Annotated in this window: 17 protein-coding genes; 7 read left to right on the top strand and 10 right to left on the bottom strand. The window is 62.4% G+C overall.

All coding sequences use genetic code 11. The features are described from left to right. Positions 1-110: 110 nt before the first annotated feature. The 10 genes from MJ639_RS05965 to ubiE form a co-directional block, all read right to left on the bottom strand. On the bottom strand, positions 111-275 hold the full coding sequence (locus MJ639_RS05965; RefSeq protein WP_243369392.1) for a hypothetical protein: 165 nt from the start codon (positions 273-275) through the stop codon (positions 111-113). A gap of 20 nt (positions 276-295) precedes the next feature. Further along, positions 296-484, bottom strand: coding sequence for a hypothetical protein (locus tag MJ639_RS05960; RefSeq protein ID WP_243369391.1), 189 nt, complete (start codon positions 482-484; stop codon positions 296-298). Positions 485-497: 13 nt separating this feature from the next. Then, complete coding sequence (locus MJ639_RS05955) at positions 498-731, bottom strand: hypothetical protein (RefSeq protein WP_243369390.1); 234 nt, start codon at positions 729-731, stop codon at positions 498-500. A 12-nt stretch (positions 732-743) separates the two neighbouring features. After that, positions 744-1,094 carry a hypothetical protein gene (locus tag MJ639_RS05950; RefSeq protein ID WP_243369389.1) on the bottom strand — a complete coding sequence of 117 codons (351 nt, stop codon included), beginning with the start codon at positions 1,092-1,094 and terminating at the stop codon, positions 744-746. Between the two features lie 145 nt (positions 1,095-1,239). Then, positions 1,240-2,220, bottom strand: coding sequence for a cysteine synthase A (gene cysK / locus MJ639_RS05945; RefSeq protein ID WP_243369388.1), 981 nt, complete (start codon positions 2,218-2,220; stop codon positions 1,240-1,242). A 74-nt stretch (positions 2,221-2,294) separates the two neighbouring features. Beyond that, entirely contained in the window at positions 2,295-2,744 is a 450-nt protein-coding gene (locus MJ639_RS05940; protein WP_243369387.1) for an RrF2 family transcriptional regulator, read from the bottom strand. 8 nt (positions 2,745-2,752) lie between these two features. Next, positions 2,753-3,208 carry a dUTP diphosphatase gene (dut, locus tag MJ639_RS05935; protein WP_243369386.1) on the bottom strand — a complete coding sequence of 152 codons (456 nt, stop codon included), beginning with the start codon at positions 3,206-3,208 and terminating at the stop codon, positions 2,753-2,755. Continuing rightward, on the bottom strand, positions 3,205-4,416 hold the full coding sequence (gene coaBC, locus MJ639_RS05930) for a bifunctional phosphopantothenoylcysteine decarboxylase/phosphopantothenate--cysteine ligase CoaBC (RefSeq protein ID WP_243369385.1): 1,212 nt from the start codon (positions 4,414-4,416) through the stop codon (positions 3,205-3,207). The genes dut and coaBC overlap by 4 nt, the downstream gene beginning before the upstream one ends. Further along, positions 4,413-5,987, bottom strand: a complete 1,575-nt coding sequence (gene ubiB, locus MJ639_RS05925) for a 2-polyprenylphenol 6-hydroxylase (protein ID WP_243369384.1) — start codon at positions 5,985-5,987, stop codon at positions 4,413-4,415. Before ubiB ends, coaBC begins: the two co-directional genes overlap by 4 nt. Positions 5,988-5,990: 3 nt before the next feature. After that, positions 5,991-6,740 carry a bifunctional demethylmenaquinone methyltransferase/2-methoxy-6-polyprenyl-1,4-benzoquinol methylase UbiE gene (gene ubiE, locus MJ639_RS05920; RefSeq protein ID WP_243369383.1) on the bottom strand — a complete coding sequence of 250 codons (750 nt, stop codon included), beginning with the start codon at positions 6,738-6,740 and terminating at the stop codon, positions 5,991-5,993. A 95-nt stretch (positions 6,741-6,835) separates the two neighbouring features. Between ubiE and mutM the strand changes: the two genes are divergently transcribed. The 7 genes from mutM (at position 6,836) to dnaN (ending at position 14,644) form a co-directional block, all read left to right on the top strand. Then, on the top strand, positions 6,836-7,732 hold the full coding sequence (gene mutM, locus MJ639_RS05915; RefSeq protein WP_243369382.1) for a bifunctional DNA-formamidopyrimidine glycosylase/DNA-(apurinic or apyrimidinic site) lyase: 897 nt from the start codon (positions 6,836-6,838) through the stop codon (positions 7,730-7,732). Between the two features lie 146 nt (positions 7,733-7,878). Continuing rightward, positions 7,879-8,676 carry a DUF2189 domain-containing protein gene (locus MJ639_RS05910; RefSeq protein WP_243369381.1) on the top strand — a complete coding sequence of 266 codons (798 nt, stop codon included), beginning with the start codon at positions 7,879-7,881 and terminating at the stop codon, positions 8,674-8,676. A 189-nt stretch (positions 8,677-8,865) separates the two neighbouring features. Beyond that, positions 8,866-9,639 carry an enoyl-CoA hydratase gene (locus MJ639_RS05905; protein ID WP_243369380.1) on the top strand — a complete coding sequence of 258 codons (774 nt, stop codon included), beginning with the start codon at positions 8,866-8,868 and terminating at the stop codon, positions 9,637-9,639. Positions 9,640-9,657: 18 nt separating this feature from the next. Continuing rightward, the gene (locus MJ639_RS05900; RefSeq protein ID WP_243369379.1) at positions 9,658-10,473 is read left to right on the top strand and encodes a TSUP family transporter; all 816 of its coding nucleotides are present in this window, start codon (positions 9,658-9,660) and stop codon (positions 10,471-10,473) included. A 166-nt stretch (positions 10,474-10,639) separates the two neighbouring features. Then, positions 10,640-10,906, top strand: coding sequence for a 30S ribosomal protein S20 (rpsT, locus tag MJ639_RS05895; protein WP_243369378.1), 267 nt, complete (start codon positions 10,640-10,642; stop codon positions 10,904-10,906). 1,008 nt (positions 10,907-11,914) lie between these two features. Beyond that, positions 11,915-13,366, top strand: a complete 1,452-nt coding sequence (gene dnaA, locus MJ639_RS05890) for a chromosomal replication initiator protein DnaA (protein ID WP_243369738.1) — start codon at positions 11,915-11,917, stop codon at positions 13,364-13,366. Positions 13,367-13,525: 159 nt separating this feature from the next. Further along, the gene (dnaN, locus tag MJ639_RS05885; RefSeq protein ID WP_243369377.1) at positions 13,526-14,644 is read left to right on the top strand and encodes a DNA polymerase III subunit beta; all 1,119 of its coding nucleotides are present in this window, start codon (positions 13,526-13,528) and stop codon (positions 14,642-14,644) included. Positions 14,645-14,695 lie beyond the last annotated feature (51 nt).

Raw genomic sequence — 14,695 nt, 5'->3', positions numbered from 1 at the left:
AAGCGTCATCCCGGACGGCGTAGCCGATCCGGGATCGCAAGACGAGATTAGCGCTTCATCCTGAACACGATCCCGGATCTCCGCTACGCTTCGTCCGGGATGACCACGTGTCAGCCTTCAGCCTTGCTGCTCTGGCCTTTCTTCGCACCCTCACCCATGGGGTTGGTGGAATCCTCGCCGGAAGCGTCAGGATTTTCACGGCCCTGAGGCGTGAGACGCGGGGCGTCGATATCGGCTTCGGTCGCCTGGTTCGATTTCTTGTCGGATTGAGCCATCGTTGTCACCTTGCTTGAATTCACGCGGGACCATTGGTGCCGTCCGTGACACCACCGGTCTTGGGACCGGTATCGCCTTCATTGCCTTGAGAAAGCGGGCTGCTGGGACCCGGACGATCCTGAGATCCGGATCGCGGATTGCGCGCTGCGTCTTTCGGAACGGGCCGCTCGTTCGAAGCGCGAGGCCCGGAATTCTGGTTCTGCGCCATGATGAGTTTCCTTTTACGAGCTGGTGGAATCGGTTGCGTCACGATCACCGACATCTGGCAAGGCACCCGTGCCGGGTGTTGCATCAGGATTCGTCAGTGACGGCTTGCTGTGCGGACCGGCTGCGGGAGGCGCATCGCCGAACTTGTTCTTCGCCGCATCCTTACGACCGGCATTTTGATCCGCCCGCTTGGAGTCCACATGCTGCTTCGTGTCTTCGGTGTGATTGCCGTAACCTGCATTACCCATGAGGCTCTCCTGTCAGCGCTTGTCTTTACCGTTGACCGCAGTCGCCCGCTCGATGGCTTCCGCCGTCGCATCCTTGTCGTCCGGCGAGAGAGTCGCGTCGCTTAAGTGCTTGGTGGCTTCGGGCGTTTCGGCGGCGGTGAGATCGGAATGGTCTTCGTCGCGGTTGCCGGCGCCGCCTCTCGATTGGCGATAGGCATAAGCCTCACCGCCGGGTTCATCCCACACCTTGCGCATGGTGGCATTGCCCTCGGGGCCGCCGTCGCGGTTCGGATCGATGGGGCTATCAATGCCGCCACGCTGCTCATTGCGGATTTGGGCGGCATCTTGATCTTTCAATGAATGAGGCGCTTTGCGCTCCGCCATGATGAACTCCTTGAAACAAGAAACAGGTATCGTTGCTTGCAAGGAGAACCCAAGGGCTGAGGGGAAGTTCTGGTTAAGCTTGGACGAGAGGCAAACAAAAAGGGCGGCTCGAAAGCCGCCCTTTGAATGATTGATGGTGGCGGTCTCAGAGACCTTCGAACAGGGCTGTCGACAGATAGCGCTCGGCGAAGGACGGCGCGACGGTGATGATGCGCTTGCCCTTGAATTCGGGACGCGAGGCGATTTCCAGCGCTGCGGCCACATTCGCGCCGGTGGAGATACCGCCCGGAATGCCCTCGAGCTTGGCAAGCCTGCGCGACGTGTCGAAGGCCGTCTGGTTGCCGATGGTCACGACACCGTCGATGAGCGAGCGGTCGAGCACATCCGGCACGAAGCCTGCGCCGATGCCCTGGATCTTGTGCGGGCCGGGCTGGCCACCGGAGAGAACCGGGGAATCTTCCGGCTCCACGGCGAAGACCTTCATGTTGGGCAGGCGCGGCTTGATGACCTGGGCCACGCCCGTGATCGTGCCGCCGGTGCCGACGCCAGCCACGAAGGCATCGAACTGTCCGTTGGTGTCGTTCCAGATCTCCTCCGCCGTGGTCTTGCGGTGGATCTCGGGATTCGCCGGATTCTTGAATTGCTGCGGGATCACCGAATTCGGGATCTCGTTGAGCAATTCCTCCGCGCGTGCAATCGCGCCCTTCATGCCCTGAGGACCGGGCGTGAGTTCGAGTTCAGCTCCGAGGAAGGCCAGCATCTTGCGGCGCTCAACGGACATGGTCTCAGGCATCACGAGGATCAGCCGGTAGCCACGCGCAGCCGCGACGAAGGCGAGCGCGATGCCGGTATTGCCGGAGGTCGGCTCGATCAGCGTGGCACCCGGCTTGATGTGGCCAGCCGCTTCCATGGCATCGACCATGTTGACGCCGATACGGTCCTTTACGCTGGAAATCGGGTTGAAGAATTCGAGCTTGAGGAGGATTTCCGCATCCACCCCGTGCTCCTTCGGCAGCCGGTTGAGGCGCACGAGCGGGGTGTTGCCGATGGTTTCCGTGATCGAACCGTAGATGCGGCCGCGGCCGGGCTTTGTCTGGGCGCCCTGGGCATTGATGGTGTCAGCCATAAGATCCTCCGTGAAGATGGGAGGACCTTAATCCTTTTCGCAAGAATTGTCGATAATTGCCTTATTTCACAAATTCAAATCGTGAAATCGACGGGATTGGCTGTCTCGATAACGGCCGCTGCCTGCGCCTTGTTGCACAGCTCCTCCACCGTCACCTTGTCGAGCTCGGACAGGAAGGCCTCGGTTCCTCTCAGGACAAGCGGCGCCACCACCACTTCCGCAAGGCGCGATTCAGGCACGGGCGATGCGCTCTCATCGTCCTGGGCCGACATGGCAATGCGCACGATATCGCCTGCCGTGATGCGCCGCCGTTCGCGGGCGAGTTCATAGCCCCCGCGCGGACCGCGCACGCCCTTCAAAACGCCCTGGCGCACCAGCGCCTGCAGCACCGGCTCCAGGTAGCGCGGGGGCAGGTTGTGGCGCGAGGCGAGAGCCTTGGCCGAAACCGGCATGGGGCGCGCATGGAGCGCGATGTCGGTGACGGCGGCGATGGCGAGCAGCGAGCGGCGCGAGAGAAAGTTCATCGTCTTCTCTACCCCAAACCTGTCGATCCGAAGCCGCCTGCGGCGCGTGCCGTCTCATCGACGACGTTCACTTCCACCAGCGAGACCGTGGTCACGGGTGCGACGATCATCTGCGCGATGCGCATGCCGCGTGTGATCGTGAAAGACTCCGTTCCCAAATTGACCAGCAGCACCTGCACCTCGCCGCGATAATCCGCATCGATGGTGCCCGGTGCGTTGAGCACCGTCACACCATTCTTGAAGGCAAGGCCCGAACGGGGCCGCACCTGCGCCTCGTATCCCTGTTCCAGCTGAATGACGAGGCCCGTGGGCACGAGCTTGCGCTCCATGGGTGCGAGCACCACGGGCGCATCGACCGGATTGGCGGCAAGAAGATCCATGCCCGCAGCGCCCGCTGTCTCGTAGCGCGGCAACGGTAGATCCGCATTGTGGGGAAGGCGCTGGACGCGCAACACATGCGTCATGGCTTTGCGCCTCCGATCAGCGCGCCCACATGGGCAATCAGCTTTTGCGCGACTTCCGCCTTGGAGAGCGTTGGCCAGGTTTCGACGCCTGTCTTAGTGACGAGATGCACCGTGTTGCTCTCACCGCCCATCACACCCGTTGCGGGCGACACATCGTTGGCGACAATGAGATCGCAGCCCTTTTTCACGAGCTTCTGCTTGGCATGCTCGATCACGTTCTCAGTCTCGGCGGCAAAGCCCACCATGAGCGCGGGACGGTTCTGCGCCGCTTTCGAGATCGTGGCGAGGATATCGGGATTCTCGGTCAAGGAAAGGTTCGGCAATGCGCCATCCTTCTTCTTGATCTTCTGCTCGCCCGCATTGGCCACGCGCCAATCGGCGACGGCGGCGGCGAAGATGCCGATATCGGCAGGCAGCGCCTTCTCGGTTGCTTCGAGCATCTCTCGCGCGCTCTCGACACGTACAGTCGTGACGCCCTGAGGATCGGGCAGATCGACGGGACCGGAGATCAGCGTGACACGCGCGCCTGCCGCGGCAGCGGCTTTCGCGATGGCATGTCCTTGTTTGCCGGAAGAACGGTTGGCGATGTAGCGCACCGGATCGATGGGCTCATGGGTCGGCCCCGAGGTCACGATCACATGCTTGCCCACGAGCGGGCCGGACGGCGCGATCAAGTGCTCGACGGCGGCTGCGATCTCCAACGGCTCGGACATGCGGCCGGGGCCGAACTCGGCCTCTGCCATCGCACCGTCGTTGGGGCCCACGGTGTGGACGCCGGCATCCTGCAGCATCTTCAGATTGCGCTGGGTTGCCGGATGCAGCCACATGCGCACATTCATTGCCGGTGCGATCAGAATGGGAAGCGTGGTGGCGAGAAGCACGGTCGATGCGAGATCGTCCGCATGACCGCCCGCCATCTTCGCCATCAGATTGGCGGTAGCAGGTGCAACCACGACGAGATCAGCATCACGCGCGAGCTTGATATGGCCGATATCCGCCTCGTCCTCGCGGTCGAAGAGATCGGTATGAGTACGCTGTCCGGTAAGAGCGGACGCTGCAAGCGGTGTAATGAATTGCTGCGCCCCATTGGTGAGGATGCAGCGCACCGAGGCGCCGCGCTCGCGCAGGCGCCGGATCAGGTCGAGGGACTTGTAGGCCGCGATCCCGCCGCCGATGACGAGGAGGATGCGTTTTCCCGAAAGCGTCATGCAAAACCTCTCAGCAGCATGATCATCAACGAGACGGCGATGATCCACAAGGCCGCCACGCCCCAGCGGTTGCCGCGAGCCTCGGCGCGTCCGATGGCGGCGACGCTCTCCTGGTTGAGGGAGACACCTTTCGCCGTCACCTCCTCCATCTGGTTGAGCACGCGCTCGGCGCGCAGCGCCAGCTCCGGCAGGTCGCCAATCACGCCTGCAAGCGTCCAAAGCCCTCGGCCCGCCTGCTCGACGCGGCCGAGAGGCCCGAGATTGCGCTCGATCCATTCGCGCACCACGGGCTCGGAGGTGGTCCACATGTCGAGCTTGGGGTCGAGGTTACGAGCTACGCCCTCCACAACGACCATGGTCTTCTGCAGCATCACCAGTTCGGTGCGCGTCGCCATGTCGAAGAGCGATGTGATCTCGAAGAGAAGCGTAAGCAGTTTCGCCATCGAGATTTCGTCTGCGCGCCGGTCATGGATCGGCTCGCCGATGGCGCGGATGGCCTGCGCAAAATCCTCCACCGAATGATGCGGCGGCACGTAGCCCGCCTCGAAATGCACCTGCGCCACACGCAGATAATCGCGGCGGATGAAGCCCAGAAGGATTTCGGCGAGGAAGCGGCGCTCCTTCATGCCGAGACGGCCCATGATGCCGAAATCGACGGCAACCAGGCGACCTTCGGCATCGATAAACAGATTGCCGGGATGCATGTCCGCGTGGAAATAGCCGTCGCGGATCGCATGGCGCAGGAAGGACTGGATCACCGTACGGCCCAAGGCAGCCCGGTCGAAGCCCGCGTGCTCGATGGCCTCGACATCGTTGAGGCGAATGCCGTCGATCCAGGTGGTGGTGAGCACATCGCGGGCGGTGAGATCCCATTCAGGCTTCGGCACGCGGAAATCGGGATCGTCCTTGGTGTTCTCGGCCAATTCCGAGACAGCCGCTGCTTCCAAGCGCAGATCCATCTCGACGGCGACGGAACGCGCAAGCGTTTCCACAACCTCCATCGGCTTCAGGCGACGCAAGTCCGGCACCATGCGCTCGAAGAGACGGGCTGCCGCACGCATCGCCTGCAGGTCGCGGGCAAAGCCCTCGCGCACGCCGGGGCGCACCACCTTCACGGCGACGATTTCCTCGCCTTCAGGTGTGCGGATGCGTGCCTTGTGCACCTGCGCGATGGAGGCGGCGGCCAAGGGCTCGCTGAACTCGATGAAGAGGTCGTCGATGGGACGGCCCAACGCCGCCTCGATGGTGGCGACGGCCTGGGCACGCGGGAACGGAGGCATGCGGTCCTGCAGGCGCTCGAGATCGCGCGCCGCAGCGACGCCCACGATATCGGGACGGGTGGCAAGAAACTGTCCGAACTTCACATAGGACGGACCGAGCCGCGTCAACGCCTTCGAAAGACGCGCCGCGCCGTCCTCGCTCTGTCGCCGCTCGATGATGCGCGCCATGCGCAAACCCAACCGCGCGGATGGCGGCAGACCGCTCGGATCGAAAAGACCGAGCGCGCCTTCTCGGGCGAGGATGAAGCCGGCGCGCAGGTTGCGCGCGAGATGGACGATGCTGCCGATCACGTCTTAGATCTTCCAGCCCGAGTGAATGGCGACGACGCCTGCCGTGAGCTGGCGATAGGTGACGCGCTTGAAGCCCGCCTCCTCGATCATCCGCGCGAAGGCTGCAGGCGTCGGGAACTTGCGGATCGATTCCACGAGATATTGATAGGACTCGGCATCCCCCGTCACCATCTGGCCCATGCGCGGGATGACGTTGAAGGAATAGGCGTCATAGATCTTGTCGAGGAGCGGCACGTCCACCTTCGAGAATTCGAGGCACATGAAACGCCCGCCGGGCTTCAACACCCGGTGCGCCTCACGGAGCGCCGCATCGATGCGCGGCACGTTGCGGATGCCGAAAGCGATCGTGTAGGCGTCATAGGTGTTGGATTCGAGCGGCAGCTCCTCCGCATTCGCCTCGACGAAATCGATGCGCTCGCCATAGCGGTCACCGGCGCGCTCGGCGCCGACTTTGAGCATCTCGCCATTGATGTCGAGAACCGTCACGCGGGTCTGCGGGCCACCCGCCTCGAGAATGCGGAAGGCGATGTCGCCCGTGCCGCCGGCCACATCCAGATGACGGAAGGCCCGGTCCTTCGGCGGGCGCAAGGAGGCGACGAGATCGCCCTTCCAGAGCCGGTGGAGACCTGCGGACATGAGGTCGTTCATGAGGTCGTAGCGGCCAGCTACGGAACGGAAGACCTCGTTCACGCGACCCTGCTTCTCCCCCAAGGGCACGGACTGAAACCCGAAATGGGTGTTCTCGTCGGTCATACTCTTTCACCCTCATGTCACATACTGACGCGATCCATAGCGGAAGCGGGGCCCAAAGGCTATGTAAGGAAGCTCAAGAACCCGAGAGATGGTTGATGCCCGAACTGCCCGAAGTCGAAACCGTGCGCCGGGGCCTGGAGCCTGCCATGGTAGGCGCACGCTTCACCAAGGTGATGCAGCGCCGCCCGGACCTGCGCTTTCCGTTTCCCGAGAAGTTCGCGGAGCGCCTGGAAGGCCAGGAGGTTAGGGCTCTCGGCCGTCGGGCCAAGTATCTGCTCGCCGATCTCTCTTCCGGGGAGGTGCTGATCATGCATCTGGGTATGTCCGGACGCTTCCTGGTGACGAAAGGAGGCGAGACCCGCATGCCGGGGGAGTTCCACCACGAGCATGGGGGCCTGGGAGCCCACGACCACGTGGTGTTCCAGCTCTCCAACGGGGCGAGCGTCACTTACAATGACGCCCGTCGCTTCGGCTTCATGGATCTCGTGCCCCGCTCCGAGATCGAGACCTGCAAGCACTTTGCCGCGATGGGCATCGAGCCCTTGGGCAACGAGCTCTCGGGCGAGACTATCGCCACCCTGTTCGCGGGCAAGCGCACACCGCTCAAAGCCGCCCTCCTCGACCAGCGCCTGATCGCGGGTCTCGGCAATATCTATGTGTGCGAGGCGCTGTTCCGCACCGGCCTTCACCCCGAGGCTCCGGCGGGCTCGCTTGTCACCAAGGCGGGCAAGCCCACCGAGAAGGCACATCAGCTCGCCGACGTGATCCGGGACGTTCTGTCGGAAGCCGTGACGGCGGGCGGCTCCACCCTTCGCGATCACGCCCAGGTTGACGGCTCGCTGGGTTATTTTCAGCATTCCTTCAAGGTCTATGACCGGGAGGGAAAGCCCTGCGTGACACCTCAATGCACCGGCGTGGTGGAGCGGCTCGTCCAGTCCGGACGTTCCACCTTCTATTGCCCCACCTGCCAAAAACGATCCCGCGCTCGATAACGTGAGCCCTTTATTTTTCGGCCCCTCCTCGAAAAAACCCGAAAAGGCGTCAAATCTATTGTTCTGCAGGTTGCGACCATTACCGTCGGCATCCTTCGCATGACAGGCTCGCGACCGCTTGAACTGAAGGTTCAGGAGGGACCGCCATGGCCAGACTCGATGTCTTTTCCCACGTTCAGCGAGACCCGGTCTCGGAGCATCTCACCATCCGCCGGATCCGCACCCACGATCTGATCGATGCCTTGAGGCAGGGCGCTGCGGATTTCTGGGCTGCTCCGACGCATCTCTTCTTCATCTGCCTCATGTATCCGGTGCTGGGCGTGTTCTTCGCAGGCCTCGCCTTCGGCAACAACATGCTGCCTCTCCTTTTCCCTCTCATGTCGGGCTTTGCCCTGGTCGGTCCCATTGCCGCCGTGGGGCTTTATGAAATCAGCCGCGAACGCGAACGCGGACAGGACGTGTCCGTGAGCAGCGTCTCCAACGTCTTCCGTTCGCATTCGGTCGGCTCCATCGCCGCTTTGGGCGTTCTGCTGATGGTGATCTTCATCGCCTGGCTCATGACGGCGCAGATGCTCTATCAATCCCTCTTTGGCTGGCACGCGCCCACATCCTTGAGCGCCTTCCTCCACGAGGTGTTCACCACCCGGCACGGCTGGGCCCTGATCGTCCTCGGCAATGTGCTGGGCTTCGTCTTCAGCGCCGTGGTCTTCTGCCTGAGCGTGATTTCGTTCCCGCTCCTGCTCGACCGGGACGTGGGCGCGATGCCCGCGATCCTCACCTCGTTCCGCGCGGTCGCCGCCAATCCCGGCCCCATGCTGGTCTGGGCTCTCATCGTCGCCGGAATGCTGGTGATCGGCTTCATTCCGCTCTTCATCGGGCTCGCATTGATGCTGCCGATCCTCGGGCATGCCACCTGGCACCTTTATCGCAAGGTGGTGGAGTGAGCTGAACGCGAGTGTCATCCCGGGGCTGCGGAGCAGAACCCGGGATCGCCTGCCGAAAATAGCACCCTGTTCTGCTGACGATCCCGGCTCGGCTACGCCGTCCGGGATGACGATAGGCGTAGGCACTTTGATCTTGCCGAGCCCCGCTGCCTCCCGTACCCAAGGGGTCAGAACAGCGGAGGTGGCGCCATGGCCTATGAAACGATCCTCATTGAAACGCGCGGCAAGGTGGGGCTCATCACCCTCAACCGGCCCCAGGCCCTGAACGCCCTCAATTCGCAACTCCTGAACGAGGTAAACGAAGCCCTCGACGGCTTCGAGGCCGATCCGAAGATCGGCTGCATCGTAATCACCGGCTCCGAGAAGGCCTTTGCCGCCGGCGCCGACATCAAGGAAATGGCCTCGCTTGCCTATCCGCAGATCTATCTCGACAACCTTTTCTCCGGCTGGGAGAAAGTGGCGGGGCGGCGCAAGCCCATGATCGCGGCGGTGGCGGGCTTTGCGCTGGGCGGCGGCTGCGAGTTCGCCATGATGTGCGACTTCATCATCGCCGCCGACAACGCCAAGTTCGGCCAGCCCGAGATCAAGCTCGGCGTGATGCCCGGCATGGGCGGCACGCAGCGGCTCACCCGCCTCATCGGCAAGGCCAAGGCCATGGAGATGTGCCTCACGGGACGCATGATGGGAGCCGAGGAGGCCGAGCGCTCTGGCCTCGTGGCCCGCGTGGTGCCGCTGGCCGATCTCATGACGGAAGCCATGAAGACGGCGGAGACTATTGCCTCCATGTCCCTGCCGATCGCCATGATGACGAAGGAAACCATCAACCGCGCCGATGAGATTTCCCTCTCCGAAGGCATCCGCTTCGAGCGGCGCGTGTTCCACGCCATGTTCGCCACCGCCGACCAGAAGGAAGGCATGGCCGCCTTCGTGGAGAAGCGCGCGGCCGAGTTCAAAGACCAGTAAAGCTCAAAGACCAGTCAATTGCCCGATATCGGTTTCGACATGATCGCGGCGCTCGCCGCGATCTCTTTTTTCGCAGGCTTCGTGGATTCCATCGCCGGAGGCGGCGGGTTGCTCACCGTACCCGCCCTCCTGCTCGCAGGCCTCGGCCCCGCGGAAGCCATCGCGACGAATAAGGTACAAGGCGCCTTCGCAGCAGCCTCCGCCACCTATACCTTCGGACGCCGGGAACTGATCGAGTGGAGCAAGGCCTGGGGCTTCGCAGGCATCGCCTTCGCCAGCGGGATCGCAGGCGCGCTCTGTGTCCAATTCCTGCCGCCCACCGTTCTCCAGACCCTGATCCCAGTTCTGCTCATCGCCATCGCGGTCTATTTCGCCCTGTCGCGGAAGCTCAAGGACGAGGATGCCCATGCCCGCATGACCACCCTTACCTTCGGGCTCACCGCCCCGGTGGCGGTGGGATTCTATGATGGCATCTTCGGGCCTGGCGCCGGCTCCTTCTATATGCTCGCCTTCGTGACCCTGCTCGGCTACGGGGTGCTGCGGGCGACCGCCCATACCAAGCTCCTGAATCTCGCGAGCAACCTCGGCTCCCTCCTTCTCTATGCGGCCACCGGGGCCGTTCTCTGGCCACTGGGCCTCGTGATGGCGGGCGCATCGTTTCTCGGCGCACAGGTGGGATCGCGGCTCGCCATGCGTCTGGGGGTTAAGCTTATCCGTCCCCTCCTGGTCCTGGTTTCGGCGGCGATGGCCTTGAGACTGCTCCTGGATCCCGCCAATCCCTGGCGCCAGATGCTCTCGTCAGGGGTCGAAAAAGGCCTCGCGGCGCTTTTTTGACGCGCAAAGGCTGACTCTCGTTGACGATCTGAAGGATCACGTCTATAAGCCGCCTCACACGAGCCCGCGCGTCCCGCGGGCTCTTCGGTTTCCATTCATCATCCGATTGCTGACAGGGCTCTAGCCGCTTCGTCGCGTCGGGATTTAAAAGAACGAGGCTTTGGCCATGGCCAATACCGTTTCCGCCAAGAAGATGACCCGCAAGATTGCGAAGCGCACCGCGGTCAACAAGTCGCGCCGCAGCCGCATGCGGACCTTCGTGCGCAAGGTCGAGGAAGCCATCGCTTCCGGCAACCAGAACGAGGCTCTTGCCGCTCTCCGCGCCGCCGAGCCGGAAATGATGCGCGCTGCCCAGAAGGGCATCGTTCACAAGAACACCGCGTCCCGCAAGGTTTCGCGCCTCACCAGCCGCATCAAGGCTCTGAGCGCTTAAAGCTTCACGGCACGACCAAAATTTAGAAAACCCGGCCTCACGGCCGGGTTTTTTGTTGCGCGGAATCCTTCATCCGCCATCAGGGACAATGTCACGAACTCGCACCGCGATGGCTAACGTTAGAGGCCTTCCGAGCGGTCTGATCCATTGCTCTCTTCCAAGACACTCGAAGAAGTCCTGCAGTCACTCCCGACGCAGTCTCGGCACGATTGTGACAACGATTTCGAGAGGCAAAAGATCGTCTCGTTTCGACAAGTTTTTTGGGCTCTTTTTATCCACACAACAGCTTGACTTTAAGGTCAAAAAACGGGGTGAGGAGATACGCAACACAGATTCAAATTGCACATAAAAGAGTAAGTTTATTCAAGAGCTTAGCAGGCAAAGGTTCGTGAAGCATCTGAATCACACCCCCACGCACCCCGAATCGAACCTGAATCAAGGTTGCAGGAAAAGCTTTTTTCGAGGGGTCGACGCGGCCTGTCACGGAGCTGTGAATCGGTTGAAGAGTCAGGGCTTTATCGCCGCGACCTAAAAGCTGTGGACGGGTCTGTGGAGCCGTTTTGGGGATCGTGATGGCATCCCTGTTGACTCGACCATGTTGCGCAGCCTCACCCCGCCTGTATATGGTCAACCTACTTCAACGGTTTGCCGTTAAGTCATCCACTCAAGTCACAAGCTATACAACACTATCACGGGGTTCGAGCTTTGTTTCATAACAACAAGAAGCAAGCGAAAGTGTGCCCCTTACCTAGGGGTAAACTTGATAGAGCTTGATGGGATGCACAAGAGGCGACGTTTTCAGATCGTCTCACCTTAAAAACGGTTTGATAATCTTCTGTACAATTGGGGGCGCCACGTCTTGAACAACCTGTGAAGCGGGTTCGCTTTTCTTGTTCATGGCGGGTCATGCGTGGGGGTTTCGGCCAATTTCTGGCGAAACCTCGTGGAGGGAATTTGATGTATCGCAGTGAGGACCACCGAACCTTTGCCGCTGCCAATGAAAGCGGCATGGATTCTTCCGGCGAGCAATCGGCAGCGGATGTCTGGGCACGCGTGAAGCGCCGCCTGCGCGCCGAACTGGGCGAGGACATCTTCGCCAGCTGGTTCGGCCGCCTGGAAGTGGATTCGGTGGTGGAAGGCTGCGCCTATCTGACGGTGCCCACCCGCTTTCTGAAGAGCTGGATCGAGTCCCATTACGCGGACCGCGTTCTCTCGGTGTATCGCTCCGAGACGAAGGATGTGGAGCGTGTGGTGATCGGCGTACGCAACTCTCTTGGCCGCGAAGCATCTCCCCAGCGCCGTCCCAACGAGGCTCCGCGTCCCAACGCATCCGCTCCCTTGCAATCCGCAAGCGCGATCAGCGAGCCCAAGACTCCTTCTCTTTCCCTGCCGCAGGAAGAGCGCGGCGAGAATGCCGATCTCGGCGGCGCGCCGCTCGATCCGCGCCTCACCTTCGAGAGCTTCATCGTCGGCCGCTCCAATGCGCTGGCCCATGCCGCCGCCGACCGCGTGGCTCACGCGCCGAACGGCCAGGTGATCTACAACCCGCTTTATCTCCATGCGGGCGTGGGCCTCGGCAAGACCCATCTGCTTCACGCCATCGGCCATGAGATGCGCGCGCAAGGCCGCCGCGTTATCTATCTCACCGCCGACCGTTTCATGTACGGCTTCGTGGCCTCCCTCAAAGCCCAGACGTCGCTTGCCTTCAAGGAGCGCCTGCGCGGCATCGACCTGCTCATCATCGACGACGTGCAGTTCATTCAAGGCAAGCAGATTCAGCAGGAATTCGGCCACACGCTCAACGCCCTCATCGATGCGGGCCGCCAGATCGTGATCGCCGCCGACCGTCCGCCGGCGGATCTTGAAAACCTCGACGAGCGCGTGCGTTCACGCCTGGCCGGCGGCCTCGTGGTCGAGGTCACGGCGCTCGACGAGGCGCTTCGCACCTCGATCCTCTCGACACGCATCGAGGCCCTGAAGACCATTCACCCCACCTTCGAGGTAGGACCGAACGTCATCTCCTATGTGGCCCGTTCGATCACGGCGAATGGCCGCGATCTCGAAGGCGCGGTGAACCGCCTCCTGGCGCATGCCACGCTGACGGGCTCGGCCATCACGCTGGAGACCGCCGAGACCGCGATCCGCGACCTGGTGCGCAACCGCGAGCCCAAGCGCGTGAAGATCGAGGACATCCAGAAGCTGGTGGCCTCGCGCTACAACGTCTCCCGCTCGGACATCCTCTCCGAGCGCCGCACCGCCGCCGTGGTGCGTCCGCGCCAGATCGCCATGTATCTGTCCAAGGTGCTGACCCTGCGCTCCCTGCCGGAGATCGGGCGCCGCTTCGGCGGGCGCGATCACACCACCGTGCTCCATGCGGTGCGCAAGATCGAGAAGGCTTTGGGCGAGGATCACGCCCTTTCCGACGAGGTCGAGCTCCTCAAGCGGATGCTGCAGGAATAAAACCTCCAGCATAAACCCCTCCTGAGGCGGTTTTAGGAGCCTCTTTGAAGCAAGCCGGCCTACGGCTTGCTTTCTCGGGCAACAAAAGCCAATCTTGCCGCCTCGCTTGCTGCCCTCGGCGGCAGGCCCAAGAATTTTACCGACAATAGGTGTCGCGTTATGAGAGTTACTGTTGAGCGCGCCGCTCTTCTGAAGGCGCTGGGGCATGTGCACCGCGTCGTCGAGCGCCGCAACACCATTCCGATCCTGTCGAACGTGCTGCTGCGCGCCGAGGACGGCTCCTTGCGCCTGCGCGCGACCGACCTCGACATCGAGGTGACGGAGACCATTCCCGCCGACATCACGGAAGCCGGCTCCACCACGGTGCCCGCCTACATGATCTACGACATCGTGCGTAAGCTGCCCGACGGCGCGCAGGTCTCGCTGGAAATGACGGCCGATATGGGCCAGATGCAGATCCGCTCGGGCCGTTCGCGCTTCATGCTGCAGGCCCTGCCGGAGAGCGACTTCCCGGATCTCGCTGCAGGCGACCTGCCGCATCGCTTCACGCTTGCCGCCGCCGATCTCAAGAAGCTGATCGAGAAGACGCAGTTCGCGATCTCGACGGAAGAGACACGCTATTATCTCAACGGCATCTATCTCCACACTATCGATGCCGGCGGATCGCTCGTCATGCGCGCCGTCGCCACCGACGGCCATCGCCTTGCCCGCGTGGAGCTTCCCGCTCCCAACGGCTCGGAAGGCATGCCCGGCGTGATCATTCCGCGCAAGGCCGTGGCCGAGATCGTGAAGCTCGTCGAGGACGGCTCCGAAAACGTCACCGTCGAATTGTCTTCCGCCAAGGTGCGTCTGACCTTTGACGGCGTGGTGCTCACCTCGAAGCTCATCGATGGCACCTTCCCCGATTACCAGCGCGTCATTCCCGCCGGAAACGACAAGGTGCTCGTGGTCGAGCGCGGCGATTTCGCCAAGGCCGTAGACCGCGTCTCCACCATCTCCTCGGAGCGTGGCCGCGCGGTGAAGCTGGCTTTGGCCGACGGACGCCTGACGCTCACCGTCAACAACCCGGATTCGGGAAGTGCTACGGAAGAGATCGAGGTCGATTACGACAACGCTCCCATCGATATCGGCTTCAACGCCCGCTATCTCCTCGACATCACGTCCCAACTCGACGGCGACACCGCCCTGTTCAAGCTCGCAGATCCCGGCTCGCCCACGGTGATCCAGGACCGCGAGGGCGCGCCCGCGCTCTACGTGCTGATGCCGATGCGCGTGTAAGGATCGCGATCATCGTGACCTCTTGAAAACGCTGCGCTCGCCGCAGCGTTT

The organism is Microvirga solisilvae (genome assembly GCF_022808595.1).
Taxonomy (GTDB): domain Bacteria; phylum Pseudomonadota; class Alphaproteobacteria; order Rhizobiales; family Beijerinckiaceae; genus Microvirga; species Microvirga solisilvae.
The sequence above is the reverse complement of the archived record's forward strand: the minus strand, read 5'-3'. Positions and strand labels throughout refer to the sequence as shown.